At 64.8% G+C, this 19118-nt stretch carries 17 protein-coding genes; 7 read left to right on the top strand and 10 right to left on the bottom strand.

Going from position 1 to position 19118, the window contains the following annotated elements; all coding sequences use genetic code 11:
- Nucleotides 1–125: 125 nt before the first annotated feature.
- The 3 genes from ACYG9Z_RS20490 to ACYG9Z_RS20480 form a co-directional block, all read right to left on the bottom strand.
- The gene (locus tag ACYG9Z_RS20490) at nucleotides 126–1178 is read right to left on the bottom strand and encodes a substrate-binding domain-containing protein (protein ID WP_023692173.1); all 1053 of its coding nucleotides are present in this window, start codon (nucleotides 1176–1178) and stop codon (nucleotides 126–128) included.
- 46 nt (nucleotides 1179–1224) lie between these two features.
- Nucleotides 1225–2220, bottom strand: coding sequence for an ABC transporter permease (locus ACYG9Z_RS20485; RefSeq protein ID WP_023668572.1), 996 nt, complete (start codon nucleotides 2218–2220; stop codon nucleotides 1225–1227).
- 74 nt (nucleotides 2221–2294) lie between these two features.
- On the bottom strand, nucleotides 2295–3806 hold the full coding sequence (locus ACYG9Z_RS20480; RefSeq protein WP_023709946.1) for a sugar ABC transporter ATP-binding protein: 1512 nt from the start codon (nucleotides 3804–3806) through the stop codon (nucleotides 2295–2297).
- 137 nt (nucleotides 3807–3943) lie between these two features.
- Here ACYG9Z_RS20480 and mtnK point away from each other — a divergent pair, with 137 nt between their 5' ends.
- The 3 genes from mtnK to fba all read left to right on the top strand — a co-directional run bounded on the left by mtnK (nucleotide 3944) and on the right by fba (nucleotide 7682).
- Complete coding sequence (mtnK, locus tag ACYG9Z_RS20475; protein ID WP_023668574.1) at nucleotides 3944–5212, top strand: S-methyl-5-thioribose kinase; 1269 nt, start codon at nucleotides 3944–3946, stop codon at nucleotides 5210–5212.
- Entirely contained in the window at nucleotides 5209–6303 is a 1095-nt protein-coding gene (gene mtnA / locus ACYG9Z_RS20470; protein ID WP_023668575.1) for an S-methyl-5-thioribose-1-phosphate isomerase, read from the top strand. The genes mtnK and mtnA overlap by 4 nt, the downstream gene beginning before the upstream one ends.
- Before the next feature lie 314 nt (nucleotides 6304–6617).
- Entirely contained in the window at nucleotides 6618–7682 is a 1065-nt protein-coding gene (fba, locus tag ACYG9Z_RS20465; protein ID WP_023687044.1) for a class II fructose-bisphosphate aldolase, read from the top strand.
- Nucleotides 7683–7843: 161 nt separating this feature from the next.
- Here fba and ACYG9Z_RS20460 read toward each other — a convergent pair whose 3' ends face one another.
- The 5 genes from ACYG9Z_RS20460 to ACYG9Z_RS20440 form a co-directional block, all read right to left on the bottom strand.
- Entirely contained in the window at nucleotides 7844–8950 is a 1107-nt protein-coding gene (locus ACYG9Z_RS20460) for an isopenicillin N synthase family dioxygenase (protein WP_023687043.1), read from the bottom strand.
- A 136-nt stretch (nucleotides 8951–9086) separates the two neighbouring features.
- Entirely contained in the window at nucleotides 9087–9743 is a 657-nt protein-coding gene (locus ACYG9Z_RS20455) for a methionine ABC transporter permease (protein WP_023668578.1), read from the bottom strand.
- The gene (locus tag ACYG9Z_RS20450) at nucleotides 9724–10812 is read right to left on the bottom strand and encodes a methionine ABC transporter ATP-binding protein (protein WP_023687042.1); all 1089 of its coding nucleotides are present in this window, start codon (nucleotides 10810–10812) and stop codon (nucleotides 9724–9726) included. Before ACYG9Z_RS20450 ends, ACYG9Z_RS20455 begins: the two co-directional genes overlap by 20 nt.
- An 84-nt stretch (nucleotides 10813–10896) precedes the next feature.
- Nucleotides 10897–11751, bottom strand: coding sequence for a MetQ/NlpA family lipoprotein (locus ACYG9Z_RS20445; RefSeq protein ID WP_023668580.1), 855 nt, complete (start codon nucleotides 11749–11751; stop codon nucleotides 10897–10899).
- A 172-nt stretch (nucleotides 11752–11923) separates the two neighbouring features.
- Entirely contained in the window at nucleotides 11924–12607 is a 684-nt protein-coding gene (locus tag ACYG9Z_RS20440; protein ID WP_023668581.1) for an SDR family NAD(P)-dependent oxidoreductase, read from the bottom strand.
- Between the two features lie 213 nt (nucleotides 12608–12820).
- Between ACYG9Z_RS20440 and ACYG9Z_RS20435 the strand changes: the two genes are divergently transcribed.
- On the top strand, nucleotides 12821–13936 hold the full coding sequence (locus ACYG9Z_RS20435) for an anhydro-N-acetylmuramic acid kinase (RefSeq protein ID WP_023751856.1): 1116 nt from the start codon (nucleotides 12821–12823) through the stop codon (nucleotides 13934–13936).
- On the opposite strand, the gene ACYG9Z_RS20430 is transcribed toward ACYG9Z_RS20435, so the two are convergent.
- Nucleotides 13933–14352: a GNAT family N-acetyltransferase gene (locus ACYG9Z_RS20430; protein WP_023751855.1), complete on the bottom strand. Its 420-nt coding sequence runs from the start codon at nucleotides 14350–14352 to the stop codon at nucleotides 13933–13935. The two genes, ACYG9Z_RS20435 and ACYG9Z_RS20430, sit on opposite strands and share 4 nt — an antisense overlap.
- Nucleotides 14353–14412: 60 nt before the next feature.
- Nucleotides 14413–15591, bottom strand: a complete 1179-nt coding sequence (locus tag ACYG9Z_RS20425) for an MFS transporter (RefSeq protein ID WP_023751854.1) — start codon at nucleotides 15589–15591, stop codon at nucleotides 14413–14415.
- A gap of 48 nt (nucleotides 15592–15639) precedes the next feature.
- Here ACYG9Z_RS20425 and ACYG9Z_RS20420 point away from each other — a divergent pair, with 48 nt between their 5' ends.
- From ACYG9Z_RS20420 to ACYG9Z_RS20410, 3 genes are all read left to right on the top strand, one after another.
- On the top strand, nucleotides 15640–16179 hold the full coding sequence (locus ACYG9Z_RS20420) for an Lrp/AsnC family transcriptional regulator (protein WP_023687041.1): 540 nt from the start codon (nucleotides 15640–15642) through the stop codon (nucleotides 16177–16179).
- A 98-nt stretch (nucleotides 16180–16277) separates the two neighbouring features.
- Nucleotides 16278–17681, top strand: coding sequence for an SWIM zinc finger family protein (locus ACYG9Z_RS20415; RefSeq protein ID WP_023751853.1), 1404 nt, complete (start codon nucleotides 16278–16280; stop codon nucleotides 17679–17681).
- Complete coding sequence (locus ACYG9Z_RS20410; RefSeq protein ID WP_023751852.1) at nucleotides 17678–19111, top strand: DUF5691 domain-containing protein; 1434 nt, start codon at nucleotides 17678–17680, stop codon at nucleotides 19109–19111. Before ACYG9Z_RS20415 ends, ACYG9Z_RS20410 begins: the two co-directional genes overlap by 4 nt.
- The last annotated feature ends 7 nt before the right edge of the window (nucleotides 19112–19118 follow it).

Raw genomic sequence — 19118 nt, 5'->3', positions numbered from 1 at the left:
CCTCCGGAGGGAGAGGGCGCCAGCTGGAATAAGGTCGCGCCTTTCCTCTCCCCCGTCGATCGGGGGAGAGGTGTCGAGCGAAGCTCGACGGAGTGGGGGTCGACGGCTCCCCTTTCGCTTTTATCCTACTTCGCGTTCGGGTTCGGCATCCAGGCCGGCATGGCGACATCGGCATGGGCGAATTGCGGCAGCTTGGCCGACAGGTCCTCCATGTTCTTGATGTCCTTGTCGATCAGGTCCTTCTGGGTGATCAGCGTCGGCGGCACGATGACGTTGTGGCCGGGATCTTCACCGGCGAGCAGCTGCGCCAGCGCGCGCACCGAGACCTGGCCGACGACGGCAGGGTTGGTGGCGGCGGTGGCGGCCCAGGCGCTGTCGGTCTCGCGCATGGCCGCGATGTCCGAGGTAGAGATGTCGGCGGAGTAGATCTTGATCTTCTTGTTCAGCCCCGCCTCGTCGACGGCGATCTTCACACCCTTGGCGAACTCGTCATAGGGCGCGAACATCACATTGATGTCGGGATGCGCCTGCAGCACCGAGCGCGCCTGGTTGGCGACCGAGTTGGCGATCGGGTTGTCGAGCGTGCCGAACATCGCGACTTCCTTGATGCCGGCATGTTTCTTCTTCACGTCGACCCAGGTCTCGTTGCGGCGGTCGAGCGGCGCGATGCCAGCGACATAGACATAGCCGGCGTTCCAGCTCTCGCCATTGTCCTTGACCGCCTGCTCGAGCGCCAGGCGCGCAAGGTCCTTGTCGGACTGTTCGATCTGCGGGATCTTGGGGTTTTCGACATTGACGTCGAAGGCGACGACCTTGATGCCGGCATCGACCGCGCGCTGGGCGGCGTCCTTCATCGATTCCGTCAGCCCGTGCTGGATGATGATGCCCTGCACGCCGAGTGCGATGGCCTGGTCGACCATGTCGGATTGAAGGGCGGCGTCCTGGCGGCTGTCGAGCACGCGCAGATCGATGCCGAGCGCCTTGGACTGGGACTCGACGCCCGAGAGATAGGCCTGGAAGAAATCGCCGGTCGAGAGATAGCGCACCAGCGCGATCTTGACGCCGGGCTTGTCGAACGGCGCCGGCTTGTCGGCGGCAAAGGCCGGGACCTGCATCAGCATTGTTGCGCCGGCCAATCCGAGCGCGACCTTCCCCAAAAGTCGTCTTGTGATGTTCACGTTCTTTCCTCCGTTTGTTGAACCCAAAACTGTCCCGGCAGCCATTCTATCTCCTGCCCCGGCCGGAAAGGGCGAAGGTAAAGACAAGGGCGACGACGAGAACCACGCCCTTGACGAAATCCTGCGTGTAGTAAGGCGCGTTCATCATCGTCAGGCCTTGCAGCAGGATGCCGACGAACAGCGCGCCGATGGCGGTGCCGAAGGCGTTCGGCTTGGCGGCGCCGAGCACCGCGTAGCCGATCAGCGCCGCGGCAACCGCATCGAGCAGCAGATTATTACCCGACGCGATGTCACCGCGTCCAAGCCGTGCGGCCAGCAAAATCCCGCCGATCGAGGCAAAAACTCCTGAAATGACGTAGGCCCAGATTTTGTATGCCTTGACAGGCGCGCCGGCGAGTTCGGCGGCCCGTTCATTGCTGCCCACCGCATACATCATGCGGCCGAAGCGTGTGTATTCGAGGAAGAACCAGATCAGCACGGCGAGCACGATCAGCACGACCACGGAGACCGGAATGAGGTTCGGGATGAAGAAGTCGAAGCGGTGGCGGCCGAGCGCCAGGAAGGCGTCGGAGAATTTGCCGTTGGCGACCGAGCCGTCCGGCATTGTCATACCGGTGGCGATGGAGCGTCCTTCAGTCGGGATGCGCTGGAGGCCGACGAGCAGGAACATCATGCCGAGCGTCGCCAGCAGATCGGGCACGCGCATATAGACGATCAGCCAGCCATTGATGAGGCCGACAAGGGCGCCGATGAGCAGGCAGATGAGGACAGCGACGACAACGTTCTGCTCCAGCACCACCATGACATAGGCAGCCGCCATCATGGCCGATGTGGCAACCGAGCCGATCGAGAGATCGAAGCCGCCGACAACCAGTGTGGCGGTGACGCCCAGCGCCAGCACGCCGGTGATGGCGACCGACTGGAAAATGAAGACGGCACTTTGCGGCGAGACGAACCCGTCGGCGGCGATGGCGAAATACGCGATCAGCCCGAACAGAAGCACGATGAACCCGTAGCGGATAGCGTAATCGCGCAGCGTCATTCAGCGCCCGCCGTCAATACCCAACTCAAACCCGTGCACTCCATTCCAACCCTCAGTTCTTCAATCATCGTGGCTCAGGCCGCACTGTGCAACGGCCCGCCCGCGACTTCGGCCAGCAGACGGTCGAGATCGACATCGGCGTTGCGGTGTTCGCCGACGATGGTCTGCTCGGACATCACCAATATGCGATCGGCCGTCTCCAGTGCCTCGTCGAGTTCGGTGACGAACAGCAGCGTGGCGCGGCCATTGGCGCTGGCCCTCAGCTTGGCGGCGATGTCGCGCCTGGCGGAGATATCGACGCCCTGGAACGGTTCGTCGAGAATGAACAATCGGGCGTCCTGCGCCATCCAGCGGGCCACCATCACCTTCTGCTGGTTGCCGCCCGACAGAGTGGTCATGTCGTCCTTCTCCGAGCGGCAGACGATGCCGAGATCCTCGATCTGCCGGCGGGCAATAGTGCGTTCAAGGCCGCGTTTGAGAACTGAAAAGCGCGACATGCGCTTGTGGAAGGGCAGGCTGATGTTTTCCTGGATGTTGAAGCCGCCGACGATGCCGTTTTCGCCACGGTCCTTGGCGACCAGAAACACGCCGGCGGCGATGGCTTCGCCCGTCGACCCAGGCGCATAGGGCTTGCCATATAAAGTCATCGTACCGGACAGCGGCTTGCGCAGGCCGAACAGCGTCTCGGCGAGCGCTGTCTTGCCGACGCCGACGAGGCCGGTAATGGCAACGACCTCGCCGTCGCCGAGAGTCAGCGAGAATGGCCGGGCACCAGGGGCGATGCGGAAGGCATCGACGGTCAGGATCGGCTCGGCAGAACTCCTGGCTTCGATGCGGTCAAGATGGATCTTGCGGCCGAGCATGGCGTTAACGGCGCCCTCATAGTCGAGAGGCTTGCTATCGAAGACGCCTGAGATGACGCCATCGCGCATCGAGACGATGCGGTCGGCCAGCCGCCTGATATCCGACATGCGATGCGAGATGTAGAGGATGGCGACGCCCTGCTCGCGCAAGCGGTCGAGCAGCGCAAACAACCGGTCGGCCTCGGCGCTGGACAGCGACGAGGTCGGCTCGTCGAGGATCAGCACTTTCGGCTGGTGCGCCATGGCGCGCGCGATGGCCACCATCTGGCGATCGGCCAGCGACAGGTCGCTGATGCGGGCCTTGAGGTCGATGGCGAGCCCCATGCGGTCGGCCACCGCTTTGGCTTCGCGGCGCACCCGGCCGGGGTTGAACAGCAGCGGCGCGCCCTTGCCGGTCAACCGGTCGAGCGTCAGATTGGTGGCGACATCGAGATCGGCGACGACGCCGTCATTGATGTTTTGGTGCACGGTAACGACACCGGCGCGGATCGCCTCTGCCGGCGTGTTCGGCGCAAAGTTGCCGCCAGCGAGGTGCATGATGCCGCCTTCATGGTCGTAGACGCCGCTGATGATCTTGACGAGGGTGGACTTGCCGGCGCCGTTGGCGCCCATCAGCACGGTGATCTCACCGGCATGCAGTTCGAGCGAGACGCCGCCAAGCACCTCGATATGGCCGAAGGATTTCCTCAGCCCGTCCACGCGGAACACGGCATCATTGCCCATTCGTTCCTCCCTGAAGATGACGCTATGGGCTACGTCATCAATTGTCAACTCGATTGACAATTGCCAGTCAGCTTCCTAGCTTGGCCTCACCGCCATCGCTCCACTATGATTGGAGCGAGCAAGCGGGAGGGTGAGGAATGACTGCGAAATTGCCGTTTGAAGCACTGTCGGTGGAGACGCTTGCAACGCGCCTCGGTACGAACGAAGCGCTGTGCGCCAAAATCGGCAAGGGCCCTTGGAAGGTGCGCGAGGTCGGCGACGGCAATCTGAACCTCGTCTTCATTGTCGAAGGCGGCTCGGGTGCGGCCGTGGTCAAGCAGGCCCTGCCCTATGTTCGCCTCGTCGGCGACAGCTGGCCGTTGCCGCTCAAACGCTCCTTCTTCGAGTATCACGCGCTGACGCGGCAAGAGGCGCGCGCGCCGGGCTCGGTGCCGGCGATCCTCCATTTTGACGAAGCCCAGGCGCTGATCATCATGGAATATCTGGCGCCGCCGCACATCATCCTGCGCCGTGCCCTGATCGACGGCCGCGAGTTGCCAAATATCGCCCGCGACATCGGCCTGTTCATGGCCCGCACTTTGTTCCGCGGCTCTGATCTCTCCATGCCCACCAAGGACCGCAAGGCCGACCTGGCGCTGTTTGCCGACAATGTCGAGCTCTGCGGCATCACCGAAGACCTGGTGTTTTCCGACCCATATTTCGATGCCAAGCTGAACCGGCACACCTCGCCGCAGCTCGACGGCCTGGTTGCCGAACTGCGCGCCGACCGCGACCTCAAGGTCGAAGCGCAGCGGCTGAAGCATATCTTCGCCGCCAACGCCGAGACGCTGCTGCATGGCGACCTGCATTCGGGCTCGATCATGGTCACCGACACCGAGACGCGGATGATCGATCCGGAGTTCGCCTTCTACGGTCCGATGGCCTTCGATGTAGGCATGCTGCTCGCCAATTTCTGGATGTCCTACTTCTCGCAGCGCGGCCATGAACAGAAGGGCAAGCGTGACGCCATGCGTGCCTATCTGCTCGGGGTGACCAACGACACCTGGACGGTGTTCCGCGCCGAGTTCTCGCATCTATGGCGCACCGAGCGCACCGGCATGCTTTACCAGAAGAGCCTGTTCGAGGATCAGGGCGACATTCTCGCCTCGGAGCAGGCGCTCGACCATGTGCTGCACCAGATCTGGACCGACCTCTTGGGCTTTGCCGGCATCGAGGTGCACCGGCGCATCCTCGGCCTCGCCCACAATGCCGATTTCGAGACCATCGAGGACGAGGATCTGCGAGCCTCCTGCGAGGCCAAGGCGCTGAAATTCGGCCGTCACATCGCCGTCAACCGGCGCCAGATTCACGGCATGGACGAGGTCAATAATCTGGCCGCTTTGATCGAACGGGAGAGCAGGATTTGAACGTCGGCGAGCGCCACTACCGCACCATCTGGCTGAGCGACGACCAGCGTTCGGTCGAGATCATCGACCAGCGCTGGCTGCCGCACGAGTTCCGGGTCGAGACGATCGGGAGCGTTGCCGGCATCGCCACCGCGATCCGTGACATGTGGGTTCGTGGCGCGCCGCTGATTGGCGTCACCGCGGCCTACGGCGTCGCCATCCAGATGGCGGACGATCCGTCTGACGAAGCGCTCGACGCGGTCTGGGAGACGCTGCACAAGACGCGGCCGACTGCGATCAATCTACGCTGGGCGCTGGACGAGATGCGGCGGTTCCTCAGGCCGATCGTATTGGGACAGCGCGCGGAGGCGGCCTATAAGCGCGCTGCCGAAATCGCCGACGAGGATGTCGATCTCAATCGCGCCATCGGCGAGAACGGGCTTGCCATCATCAAGGAGATCGCGGCACGCAAGAAGCCGGGCGAGCCGGTCAACATCCTCACCCACTGCAACGCCGGTTGGCTGGCGACGGTCGATTACGGCACCGCCACGTCGCCGATCTATCTCGCCGTCGAGGCCGGCATTCCGGTCCATGTCTATGTCGACGAGACGCGCCCGCGCAACCAGGGCGCCCAGCTGACCGCCTGGGAGATGGCCGGCCACGGCGTGCCGCACACGCTGATCGTCGACAATGCCGGCGGCCATCTGATGCAGCGTGGCGCGGTCGACATGGTGATCGTGGGCACCGACCGCACCACGGCCAATGGCGACGTCTGCAACAAGATCGGCACCTATCTCAAGGCGCTCGCCGCCTCCGATAATGAGGTGCCCTTCTACGTCGCTCTGCCCTCGCCGACCATCGACTGGACGGTGGGTGATGGCCTGACCGAAATCCCGATCGAGGAACGCTCCGGTGACGAGGTGTCGCTGGTCTGGGGCAAGACGGCGGACGGCAAGATTGCGCAGGTGCGGGTTTCGCCCGAAGCGACGCCGGCGGCCAATCCGGCGTTCGATGTGACGCCGGCACGGCTCGTGACGGGGCTGATCACCGAGCGCGGTGTGGCCAAGGCTTCGCGCGAAGGGTTGAAGGCGATGTTCCCCGAACGCGGATAATCTCCCCCCTTGAAGGGGAGATGTCGCCAAAGGCGACAGAGGGGGTCGGTGCGTCCTGAAGCGTTGACTTTCATCTGCCGCAAGGAGGTCGCACCCAGTCGAACCGACCCCCTCTGGCCTGCCGGCCATCTCCCCTCATGGGGGGAGATTAGCGCCTCACCGGCTGGCTACCGAATTTCGGCCATGCAACAAGAATTGCGGCCTCGATGGCCGCTGACGGTTGCGGTTCTGGCGAAATCCGGCCAGAAGCATCTAGGCCGGCAACCGGCCGGCCCGCGACGTTGCGCTTGAAACCAGATACGGGAGACTATTGGGTGGCTCGCATAACACTGAGACAATTGCTCGACCACGCCGCCGAATACGGCTACGGCGTACCCGCCTTCAACATGAACAATATGGAACAGGGCCTCGCCATCATGGAGGCGGCCGAGGAGACCAAGTCGCCGGTCATCCTGCAGGCCAGCCGCGGCGCCCGCGCCTACGCCAATGACGTGGTGCTGGCCAAGCTGATCGACGCGCTGGTCGAAATCCACCCCGACATCCCGGTCTGCATGCATCTCGACCATGGCAACAACGAAGCCACCTGCGTCACCGCCATCCAGTACGGCTTCACCTCGGTGATGATGGACGGCTCGCTGAAAGAGGACGGCAAGACGCCGGCCGACTATGCCTACAATTCCGGCATCACCCGGCGCGTCGTCGACATGGCGCATTGGGGCGGCGTGTCGGTGGAAGGCGAGATCGGTGTGCTCGGTTCGCTTGAGAGCGGCGGCGGCGAGCAGGAAGACGGCCACGGCGTCGAAGGCGCCATCAGCCACGACCAGCTCTTGACCGATCCGGAACAGGCGGTCGAGTTCGTCAAGGACACCCATGTCGATGCGCTGGCTGTCGCCATGGGCACCAGCCACGGCGCCTACAAATTCTCACGCAAGCCGGACGGCGCGGTGCTGGCGATGAACGTCATCGAGGAAATCCACCGCCGCCTGCCCAACATGCATCTGGTCATGCACGGCTCGTCCTCGGTGCCCGAGGACCTGCAGGAAATCATCAATAGATATGGCGGCCAGATGAAGCCGACCTGGGGCGTGCCGGTGGAAGAGATCCAGCGCGGCATCAAGCACGGCGTGCGCAAGATCAACATCGACACCGACAACCGCATGGCGCTGACCGGCGCCATCCGCAAGGTGCTGACCGAAAACCCGAGCGAGTTCGATCCGCGCAAATACCTGACGCCGGCCATGGCCGCGATGCGCAAACTGTGCAAGGAGCGCTTCGAGCAGTTCGGCACCGCCGGCAATGCCCAGAAGATCAAGCCGCTGCCGGTAGCTGAGATGGCCAAGCGCTACAAGTCGGGCAGCCTTGATCCGAAGTTTGGGTGAAGTCCCCTGGCGCCTCTTCCTTCTCCCCTTGTGGGGAAGAAAGAAGAGCTATTGACATAAAAAAGGCCGGGCGCGAAAGCAGCCCGGCCAAAAGAAGGTCAAGAACCTTCAGAGGGGAACACCGTTCGGTGGAATGGGAGGAAACCGCCGAACGATAATTCCTATATGCGCGCATTCGCTGCGGTTGGCGACGAACGGCTTTCTAAAACAATGCGGGATGCGGAAATTTCGTTCTTGTCTTCCAAGATTTCAGCCGGCTGAGCGCCGGTTTCCAGGAGATCGGCGTAGTGCCGGCGCGCCACGTCGGGATGCGAGCGCAGGCGGCTCTTCAGCACATTGGTACCGACATTGCGAAACAGCGGATTGTCGGGATCGCTGGCCGGACCCCGCGCCTCGGCCGCCAGTTCCTCGGGCAGGTTGAGCAGCGGGATCGTGGCGTCGAGCCGGGCGCTGAAGAAGAAGGGCACCGAAATCCGCTCGACACCGGCCGGTGGCGTTACCACGCGGTGGACCGTTGCTCTCAGATACCCGTTGGAGGCCAGCTCGAGCAGTTCGCCGATGTTGATCACCAGCGTGTCGGGCAGCGGATCGACGTCGACCCAGGCACCGTCATATTCGACCTGCAGCCCCTTGCTCTCGTCCTGCAACAGAAGCGTCAGGAAACCGCCATCCTTGTGCGCGCCGACGCCTTGGTTGTCGCCGGTGGCGTCGCGGCCGGGGTAGCGCACGATCTTCATGCGATGGTTGGGCTCGGCCCGGTAGACGGGATCGAAGGCGTCCTCGGCCTGATCGAGCGACAAAGCGAAGGCCCGGAGCAGCCGGATCGCCACCGCCGTCGCCTTGGCCTGCCATGCGAGTAGCGCCGGCTTCAGCTCGGGCAGCGTGGCCGGCCACTGGTTGGGCCCTTGCAGCCGCGTCCAGGCGGGCACGCCGGGGCCTTGTTCGATGGCCGGGCGTTCGACGCCGATGTCGAGCTGTTCGCGCCAGTCGGCCTTGCCTTTGGTCAGCTCGCCGCCGGCGCGCGTATAGCCGCGGAACTGCGAGGACTTCACCATTTCGATCGCCAGTTTGTCGGCTTCCGGCAAGGCAAAGAACCGGCGCGAGGCGTCGAGCACTTCTGCGGTATCCGCAGCCGATATGCCGTGGCCGGTCAAATAGAAGAAGCCGACATCGCGCGCGGCCGTGCGCAGGTCGAAGAGAAACGTTCGCCGCTCGGAAGCGCCCTGTTCGAGACGGCCGAGATCAAGCACGGGTACGATCCTGGGCATGGTCAAGCTCCTTGTTCCGCTGTCACGGTGGCACGCAGGCCGGTCCGATCAAAGCAACGCGCAATCCAATCTCGGCGCCGATAGAGAAAGCCGGCGCTGCGTTTGGCAGCCTGCCGGCAAATAACGTTCGTGGCGCTCATCCGCGCCGGTCCAGCCTGGCGACCAGCCGGTCACCGACCCACTGGATGCCGCAAACGAGGATGATCAGCACAATGACCACGGCGACCATGACGCTGGTCTCAAAACGCTGGTAGCCGTAGCGGATGGCGAGGTCGCCAAGCCCGCCGGCACCGATGGCGCCGGCCATGGCCGAGGCGCCGATCAGGGTCACCAGCGTCACCGTGAAACCAGCAACGATGCCGGGCAAAGCTTCGGGCACCAGCACCTCACGGATGATCGTCCAGCGGTTGCCGCCCATGGCGCGCGCCGCCTCGATCAGGCCGCGATCGACCTCGCGCAGCGACACTTCGGCGATGCGGGCATAGTAGGGCGTCGCCGCAATCGACAACGGCACGATCGCCGCCCAGGTGCCGATCGAGGTGCCGACGATCAGCCGCGTCACCGGGATCAGCGCCACCAGAAGGATGATGAAAGGCACCGAGCGGAAGCCGTTGATGACGGCGCCGAGCGCGCGGTTCACCCACAGGCTTTCGGCAATGCCGCCGCGCTCGGTGGCAATCAATGCCAGGCCGAGCGGCAGCCCGAAGACGAGCGAGATGAGGCCCGATGCCGCCGTCATCAGGACCGTCTCCCAGATCGAGCGCAGCAGAAGTTCAAACAGAACCGGCGACATGGCCAAGCACCTCCACCCGTGCGTCGCGGGCCTTCAGGAATGCGATTACTTTGGACAGATGTTTCGGATCGTTGCCCGCGACCGCAAGGAACAGCGTGCCGACCGGCTGCTGCTGGACATGGTCGATGCCACCATGGACGAGGCGGAACCGTCCCGGCACGGCCACCGCAAGATCGGACAGCAGCGGACCGCGCGCGGCCTCACCTGCGACGTCGACCCTGAGGATGAGCTCGGCGCCGCCTCCGGGAGCAAGCCGGCCGGCAATCTCGGCCGGCAGTTGCGGGCGGATGCCGCCGAGCAGGCTCCTGGTGATTTCGGAACGCGGCTCGGCAAAGACCGACCACACCGGGCCTTGTTCGACGATGCGCCCGGCATCGATCACCGCGACGCGGTCGGCGATCGAGCGGATCACCTCCATCTCGTGGGTGATGAGCAGGATGGTGAGGCCGAGCTGCCGGTTGATGTCTTTCAGCAAGGCCAGGATGGAGCGCGTCGTCTCCGGATCGAGCGCTGAGGTCGCCTCGTCGGACAGCAGCAGCGCCGGCCGCGCGGCCAGCGCCCTGGCGATGCCGACGCGCTGCTTCTGGCCGCCCGACAGCGAGGACGGATAGGCCTTCGCCTTCTCCGACAGGCCGACGAGGTCGAGCAATTCGGCGGCGCGCGCCAGCCGTTCGGCCTTTGGGCGGCCCTCGATCTTCAGCGGCAGCGCGACATTGTCCTCCACGGTCTTGGCCGACAGCAGATTGAAGTGCTGGAAGATCATGCCGATGCGACGCCGCAGCGGCTGCAATTCACGCTCGCCGAGCCGGCCGATCTCGCGGCCCTCGATGAAGACGTCGCCGGAGTCCGGCCGCTCCAGCCCGTTGAGGCAGCGGATCAGCGTCGACTTGCCGGCGCCGCTGCGGCCGATGATGCCGAGGATCTCGCCCTTGCGCACCGTCAGCGAGACGCCGTCGAGCGCAGGCGTCGCGCCAAAGCGGCGCTTGAGGTCGACCAGGCGTACGACATCTTCTTGCCCGGCCGATATATTGACCGGACCGGATGCCTCGGCCGTGACGTGCTGGTTCATCTCACTGTCCGTTTCAACGCTCGACAAAATGCGACAGCGGCCCGCTCAACAGCGGGCCGCCTGCTCCTGACAACCAGGCGCCAATCAATAGGCGCTGATCCCGGTGCCCTTGTAGACCTTGTCGAACTCGGCCTTGACCGCCTCGTTCTGGTAGGACGCGACCAGCGTCTTCACCCACGCCTCGTTCTCGTTGCCGGATTTCACGGCGATGAAGTTGCGGTAGGGGTTGTCGGCCACTGGCTCCTGGGCGATGCGGTTGTCCGGGCCGAGACCGCTCTTCAGCGCCCAGTCGGTGTTGACGACAGCCGCGTCGAGATCCTCGACCGAGCGCCCGACAATGCCGGCATCCAGTTCCTTGATGACGACCTTCTTCGGGTTCTCGGCAATGTCGGCGGTGGTCGCCAGGATGCCGGTGCCGTCCTTCAGCTTGATCACGCCTTCGTTCTGCAGAACGCGCAACGCGCGGCCCTCATTCGAGGGGTCGTTGGGCAAGCCGATGACGGCGCCTTCGGGCAGGTCGGCAACCTTGGTGTATTTCTTGGAGTAGAGGCCGATCGGCCAGACGCCGGTGTAGCCGACGCGCACGATGTGGTACCCTTGGGTCTTGATCTGGTTGTCGAGATAGGGCTGGTGCTGGAAGGCGTTGGCGTCGATCTCGCCGCGCTCGAGCGCCTCGTTGGGCTGGGTGTAGTCGTTGAACACCACGGTCTCGACGGTCAGGCCTTTTTCGGCGGCCTGGGCGACGACGACGCGCCAGACATCCTCATCCTCGCCGCTGATGATGCCGACCTTGATAGACTTCTTGTCCTCGGCGAAGGACGGCGTCGGCTGAGCCAGACCGGCAAGCGTGACGGCCGAGGCAAAAAGTGCCGCAAGGGCAGCTCGCCGGCTGATGGCTGAAAAAAGAAGAGAGCTGGAAGCGTTTCCGCGTTCGGACATTGTCGATCCCTCGTAATCCTGAAGTCATTGCGGCGAGGTGGAATACCAAGCCTTGACGACATCATCGGCAATGCTGCTTGCCGGATCAAAGAACCGCATTTCTTCTCAAACACGAAGCCGGGAATATTCTCTCAAAGATTTCGCAATTGCGAGAACGGTCACGCCGGACCGGTCAGAATGTCTCGACAAAGGGCCGCAGCTCGACCTCGAAGCTCCAGGCGCTGCGATGCTGGCGATGGGTCGCGAGATAGGTCTGCGCGATCGCATCGGGCGACAGCTGGCTGTCCGGTCGCTCGGGCTTCGTCCCGACCGGCTCGATCTGGCCGTCGATAATGAAATGGGCGACATGGATGTTCTTCGGGAAGAGTTCGCGCGCCATCGACTGAGCCAGACCGCGCAGGCCGAATTTCGGCATGGCAAAGCCGGCGGAGTTGGGAAAGCCCTTGATGCTGGCGGAGGCGCCGGTGAAAAGAATCGAACCGGAGCCGCGCGCAAGCAGCCGCCGCGCCGCTTGCTGGCCGACCAGGAAGCCGCCATAGGCGCCGACAAGCAAGGCTTGTTTGACCGCATCGGGATCGACCTCGGCGATCGGGCCGCGCGTGCGGCCGCTGGCATTGAAGACGGCAAGGGCCAGCGGGCCTTGCTTGTCGGCGGCGTCAAACAGGCCGGCGACGGAGGCCGGATCGGCGACGTCGGTTTCGACGGCCAGCGCGCCGGTTTCCCCGACCAGCGCCGCGAGTTTGGCCGTGTTGCGGGCGGCCAGCACCACACGATAGCCTTCCGTGGTGAGAAGGCGTGCCAAAGAGGCGCTCAGGCCCGCACCCGCGCCGGCGATCACTGCGACTTCGGATGCCATGTCGTTTCTCCTTGGCGATGACGTGTTCGTCTCATAGCTGGCGTCTTGAGCGGCGAGACGCAAGAACGGCGTTGCTCGATTTTCGCTGTTCGGTGAAAAACTCTGCCGGCAGGTTCGGAGCAATCGACCGCGGCCAGGGTCTTGCCTGGCGAGACAATCCGTCCGACAGGTGATTGCGTTGGAATCGCAAACGGTGTCGCAAGGGAGTCGACCGTGGAACCAATCTGGGCCGTCGGCCTGATGACCGGCACCGTGCTTGACGGCAATATCGACGTGGCGCTGATCAAGACCGATGGCGAGCGGATCGCCGATTTCGGCACCTATACGCTGGCCCCCTACCCCGCAGCGATCCGTGCCTTGCTGGAGGAGACGCTGCGTCAGGCCCGGGTGTGGAATTTCGACGGGCCGGAGCCGGCGATCTTTGCCGAAGCCGAGGAGGCGCTGACGCGGGCGCAGTCGGCGGCGGTGAAGGACCTTGTCGAAAGCTACGGCCTGACCATGGGCGATATCGGCGTGGTCGGCTTTCACGGCCAAACCGTGCTGCATCGTGCCCCGCAACCCGGGCGGCGCGGCGATACGCGCCAGTTGGGCGATGGCGCGCTGATGCATTCCATTTTGGGCGCCAAGGTCGCCTATGATTTCCGCTCGGACGATGTGCGCGCCGGCGGCCAGGGCGCACCACTGGCGGCTGCCTACCACGCGGCGCTTTTGAGGGAAGCCGACGCCAGCGGGGACACCGCTGTGCTCAATCTCGGCGGTGTCGGCAACGTCACTTGGTGGGACGGCAAGGACAACATCGTCGCCTTCGACACTGGCCCGGCCAACGCGCCGCTCAACGATTTCATCAAGGCAAACGGCCTCGGCGAGATGGACCGCGACGGCGCACTGGGCGCGGCCGGCACCGTCGATGAAGTGCGGCTGGCCAAATTGCTCCAGCATCCGTATCTGACCAAGCCCTATCCGAAATCGCTCGACCGTTTCGACTTCGGCGCCGCCATGGCCGACGGCCTCGGCGCAGAGGATGGGGCGGCGACGCTGACGGCCTTCACCGTCTCGGCCGTCGGCAAGGCGCTCGATTTGTTGCCGCGCCGGCCGAAGCGCCTGGCGGTCAGTGGCGGCGGCCGCCGCAACCCGACGATGATGGCGATGCTGGCGAGGCGCGCCAACGTCGAGGTGGTGCAGGCCGAGACACTGGGCTGGAAAGGCGATGCGGTGGAGGCCGAATGCTTTGCCTTCCTTGCCGTGCGCGTGATGCGCGGCCTGCCGATCAGCTTTCCCAGCACCACCGGCGTGCCGCGGCCGATGCAAGGCGGGCGGCTGGCAGGTTAGAGCTTCTTCTGCAGGAAGATGCGGCTGCGGCCGATGGGAAAGTCAGGCAGCTCGCCGAAACGCCGGTAGCCTTGCCGCTCATAGACTTTGGCCGCTGTCGGATTGAACGTGTCGATCCAGGCGTTCTGGCAGCCCCGGGCGACTGCTTCGCGCTCGGCAGTGTCCAGCATGTCGCCGGCCATATGCCGGCCGCGCAGGCGTTCGTCGACCCACAGCCATTGCACATAGAGCCAGCCCCAGGCGGTGTATCCCGAAATGCCGGCGACGACAGCGCCGTGCTCGTCGCGAACGAAGACCGCGATCGGCTTGCGGCCGGAGGGGCCGACATCGCCGTCATTGAACGCCGTCAGCCGCTCGGCCAGGAAGGCGAGGTCGTCTGACGAGGGGTCGGCAGTGGTTTCAAGCGTCGTCTTCATCCGGGCGGGGCTCGCATGGCAAGCCAAGCTCTAGCGAAGGACGGGATGAGGACGCAAGCTTTACGGCTTGATGGGCGGAGGCGACCGCCATGACCCCGCTGCTGCCGCAACCAGCATCAGCACGGCGGCGACGATGGCGCAGATGGCAAAGCCGAACGATGAATAAAGCGGCCCGAAGCTGGTGGTGCCGATGAAGACGGCGAGGTAGGTGACCGAACTGTTCAGGCCCATGATGGTGCCACGGCGCGACGGATCGAGCGCGGTAAGGCGCATCACCAGCACGTTCAGGCCGAAATGATTGGCAAGGCCCCATATGGCGATCATAGCCAGGATCAGCACGAAATTGCTGCTTGCGAGCGCGATGGCGACATAGACGACGGCGACCAGCAGATAGGCGAAGGGCATGACGCGCCGCGCGCCGATGCGGTCGATGACGCCGTCGAGGAAGGCCGCGGCGCCGAAGCCGGCGCCATAGGCGAGCGCGGCCAGCGCATTGGCGCTGACGGGCTCGCCCAGATCCTGGTGCAGATGATCGCCGAGATAGCCGTAGACGCCGTAAAAAGCGGTCATGAAGGCGGTGCAGGCGATGAGCAGCGGCACGATCCCCGGAATGGCCAGCGCAACGAACGGCGACGGCGCCGGGCCGCCCTTCCTGACGTCGCTGAGCGAGGTCATCGACAAGGCAGCAAGCGCAATGGCGGAAAGCACCGCGACGGCGGCGAAGACGGCGCGCCAGTGCACGAGATCGGCAAGCACGGCCGACAGCGACACGCCGGCCACCATGGAGACCGTCCAGCCGGTCAGCACGACGCCGATCGTGCCGCTTTCACGGCCGGGCGGCGCAATTGCCGCTGCACTGGTATAGATGGCCGGCATGGCGACGCCCGCGGCGATGCCGGCGACGGCCTGGGCCGCGACCAGCATGATCACCGTCGGCGCCAGCGCGCTGGCGAGAAGGCCGACCGCCAGCAACAGCAGAGCGCCCTGCAGCATGCGGCGGGCGCCGACGCCGTCGATATAGCGGGCGAGGAACAAAGCGCTGGCGGAAGTGCCGAGACCGAAGGCAGCCGACGCGGCCATCACCGCCGGCACGCTGGTGCCGAAGGATGCGGCGACTGCCGGAGCAATTGGACCCAGGACCAGCGAGTTCGAGCCGATGACGGCGATGCAGCCGGTCAGGAGGTAGGCCAGCGCCGGAATCGGCTGATGGAGCGTTGCAGCTTGATGCGCGTTCGTCATCGGGTCATAATGGCCGAACTGAATTCCGCGACAACAAGGAATTTCGATATGGACGAAGAAACAGATGGGGTTCTGCAGAACAAGGTAGCTCCCCGCGAGCTCGACGCAATCGACCGAAAAATATTAGGCGTGCTGGTCGAGGATGCGACGATCAGCTACGCCGAACTTGGCGAACGTGTCTGCCTTTCGCCGCCTGCGGCGCATGAGCGGGTCAAGCGCCTGCGGCGCAGCGGCGCCATCCGCGGCACCGCTGTGATCATCGACCCGAAGGCGGTGAAGAAGCCGCTGCTCACCTTCGTGCATATCGATACCAAGGGCTGGGGCAAGACACCGGAGCTGATGGCCGTCTCCCAATATCCTGAGGTCGAGGAAATCCATTCGGTGGCCGGCGACACCTGCATGCTTCTCAAGGTCCGCACCGAGGACACCAGGGCGCTCGAAGGCCTGCTGGCGCGTCTCTACGAAACGCCCGGCGTCACCTCGACGCGAAGCTATGTCGTGCTGTCGACCTATCTCGAGCGCCCTGTGCAGCCCGAGATCACGGCGCAATGGCCGACGCCCCGGCATATGGCCACGCCGCTGTACTGATCTGCGCTATCTTCGTCTTGCCGGGGCCACAACAATCCTTCACAAACGGCACCCTATATTGATGCCAGGCATTGATTTGGGGTGACGAGAGGCGCGGCTTGGAATTCGAACTGAAAACCATCGAGGCGCTGGCCCCCGATCAGGCGTCGCTAAGCGCCGCCTCGAAGCTCACCAAGCGCTCGAACTGGCCGCGGCTGGAGAAGAACGAGCAGCAGGCGCTGATCTGGGGCGAATGCCAGGGCTCGGGATCCAACCCCTATCGCACCGTCGTCGACACCGGCGACCACGGCTACAAATGCACCTGCCCGTCGCGAAAATTTCCCTGCAAGCACACGCTGGCGCTGATGTGGATCGCCGCCACGGCGCCGGCCAGCTTCACATCAGCCGAAACAACGCCGGAATGGGTCAATGACTGGCTTGGCCGGCGCAGGAAGACTGCGCCCCCGCCGGTCGACGCAAAGCCTGGCAGGGGCGCGTCTGGCAAGAGCATTGGCGAGGCCTCGCAGGCGGAGGAAAGCACCGTCGATGACGCCGCCGCGACGGAGCGCCGCGAGACGGCGCAGCGCAAGCGGGCGGAAGATACGCGCACCGCGGTGGCAGGCGCGCTGGACGAACTCGACCAGTGGATTGCCGACCAGCTGCGGCTCGGCCTTTCCGCCTTTGCCGACGCCAGCAGCGAGCGCTGCCGCCGCATTGCCGCGCGGCTTGTCGACATGAAGGCGACGGCGCTTGCCGGACGCATCGACGAAATCCCGGCCCGGCTAATGGCGCTGCGCAGCGAGGAACGGCCGGACGCGGCGATCCGCGAACTCGGCAAGCTGGTGCTGCTGGCCAAAGCCTGGCGCTCGGCGCCCGACGATCCCGAGCTGAAGCGACTGGTGTCGGCGTCCGAAACCCGCGACCAGGTTCTGTCCAGTCCCGACGCGAAGCAGGTCGACAGCCATTGGGAGGTCGTCGGCGAGAAGATCGAGACCCGCCGCGACGGTCTCGTCAGCCATTCGACCTGGCTGCTCGATCTGAAAAGCCCGACGCCGCAGTTTGGGCTGCTGCTCGATTTCTTTCCGGCTTCGGCCGGCCGCCGCTCGGCGGCGTTCACGCCCGGTGACCGGTTCCACGCCCGCCTGGTATTCTACCCGTCGCGCCAGCCACTGCGGGCCTTGGTGGCGGAGCGCAAGGGCGACGTCGTGTCGGGCGCCTGGCCGGATTTCGGCCTCGACGCTGTCAAGGACCCGCTCGCGGCGCATGCGGCGCACCAGGACGCAGCGCCCTGGTCGACCGATAGCCCGCTGATGCTGCCTGCCGGCGCGATCCTGCTCGATGAGCGCGGCACCGCCTGGTGGCAAGCGGCGCACGACCCGCAAGGGATCGCCCTGCCTGTTAGCGGGACCGTCGATCAGACCGTGCTTGGCCTCGACCTCGGGGCCACGGCAGCGCTTTGGAACGGCGCGCGGCTCGATCTGCTGGCCGCGCAAAGCGGCTTCGGGAGGCTCGATCTGTCATGAACGAGCTCGAACTAACCGGCCTGGCGACGATGCGCGACTGCTGGATCACCGGCGGAACCGCGTTCGATCTGGCGCCAACCGCATGGAAGGAGATCGCGGGTGGCGCAAGCCCGGACGAACGGGAGCGACGTCTGCTGGCGATCGCGGCGCAGGCGCTCGATGCCGGCCTGCGGCCGTCGGCGCCGAAGACGCTGAAGCGGCGCCCGCCGCTGCCGAGGCTTGGCCTGCCGCTGCTGCCAGAGCGGTTGCGGCCGCTGTTGCGGGCGGCCCTGAAGAACGCCGCCGATGCGCAGCGCAAGTCGCGTGTCGCGACGCTCGTCGCCAGCCGCGGCTACGTGCTGCATCCGATGGACTGGATGCCTTCGGCATCAGACCAGAACAGCCCTGACATCTATGCGCCGTGGATCGACTGGCAGGCCAGCGTCGAGGGGCTGAAGATTGCCCCGCAGGAGCAGCTGACGGCGCAGAACTGGGATGACTTTTACCCCGCCGCGCGCCGTATCGCGTTGGCCGAGATGCGCCGTCGCGATCCGGCCACGGCCCGCAGCCTGATGGAAGCCAAGGCGACGGGCGAGCCGGCTGAAGTCCGGCTGGCGCTCATCGAACTCATGCATTTCAACCTGACGCCCACGGACGCGCCATTCCTGAAAAGCCTGGCCACCGACCGCTCCGGCAAGGTGCGGGAGCTGGCGGGCCGGCTGCTGGCAAGGCTGGGCGAGCATGGCCGGCCGGGCAACGACGGAGCCGACGACCCCGTTGCCGAACTCGCCGCCTTCATCACAGAAGGCAAATCCGGCTTCATCCGCCGCCGCACCACATACACGCCGGCAAAACTCAAATCGGCTGCGCAAGAAAGTCGTCGCGTCGACCTGTTCGCAAGCTGTTACCTGGTCGATCTTGCGGCGCATTTCGGCAAAACAGAGTCCGATTTCATCGGGGCATGGCAATTCGGTGCCGATGACAGAGCGGATCTGTCTCTCGTTCGGATGGTCGCCGTGTCCGGCAGCGACGCCACGGTGGCGCTGTTGGCGGATACGCTTGTCGCCGAAGGTGGCAAGTCGGCATTGTTTGTCTTCCACCTCATGTTGCGTTTGGACAGCGGCAGGAAACGGAACCTGATCAGGCGGATCCTGAAGGACGCTCAAAATCTTGAAGCGCTCAACCTGGTCGAAGGCGCCGAAGCGAGTTGGCTTGAATGGGACGATTTGACAAATGGCAAGGCGCTGTCGGCACTGCGCACCATGGTTGCGGGAAACGACGAGCCCGCGAAGCGAAGCGCGGACCACGCCCTGGAAACGATAGGCTTTCTTGCCACAGCGGAGACCGCTGAACGGTTGATCGGCGACATTGTTGCGGCCGGCATGCTGCCGGCGGCAGCCTCGCTCGTTTTCCTGCGCCTCAACGCGGCAATGACGGGAACCAAAACATGACAATCCG

The organism is Mesorhizobium sp. RSR380A (assembly GCF_054719385.1).
The sequence above is the reverse complement of the archived record's forward strand: the minus strand, read 5'-3'. Positions and strand labels throughout refer to the sequence as shown.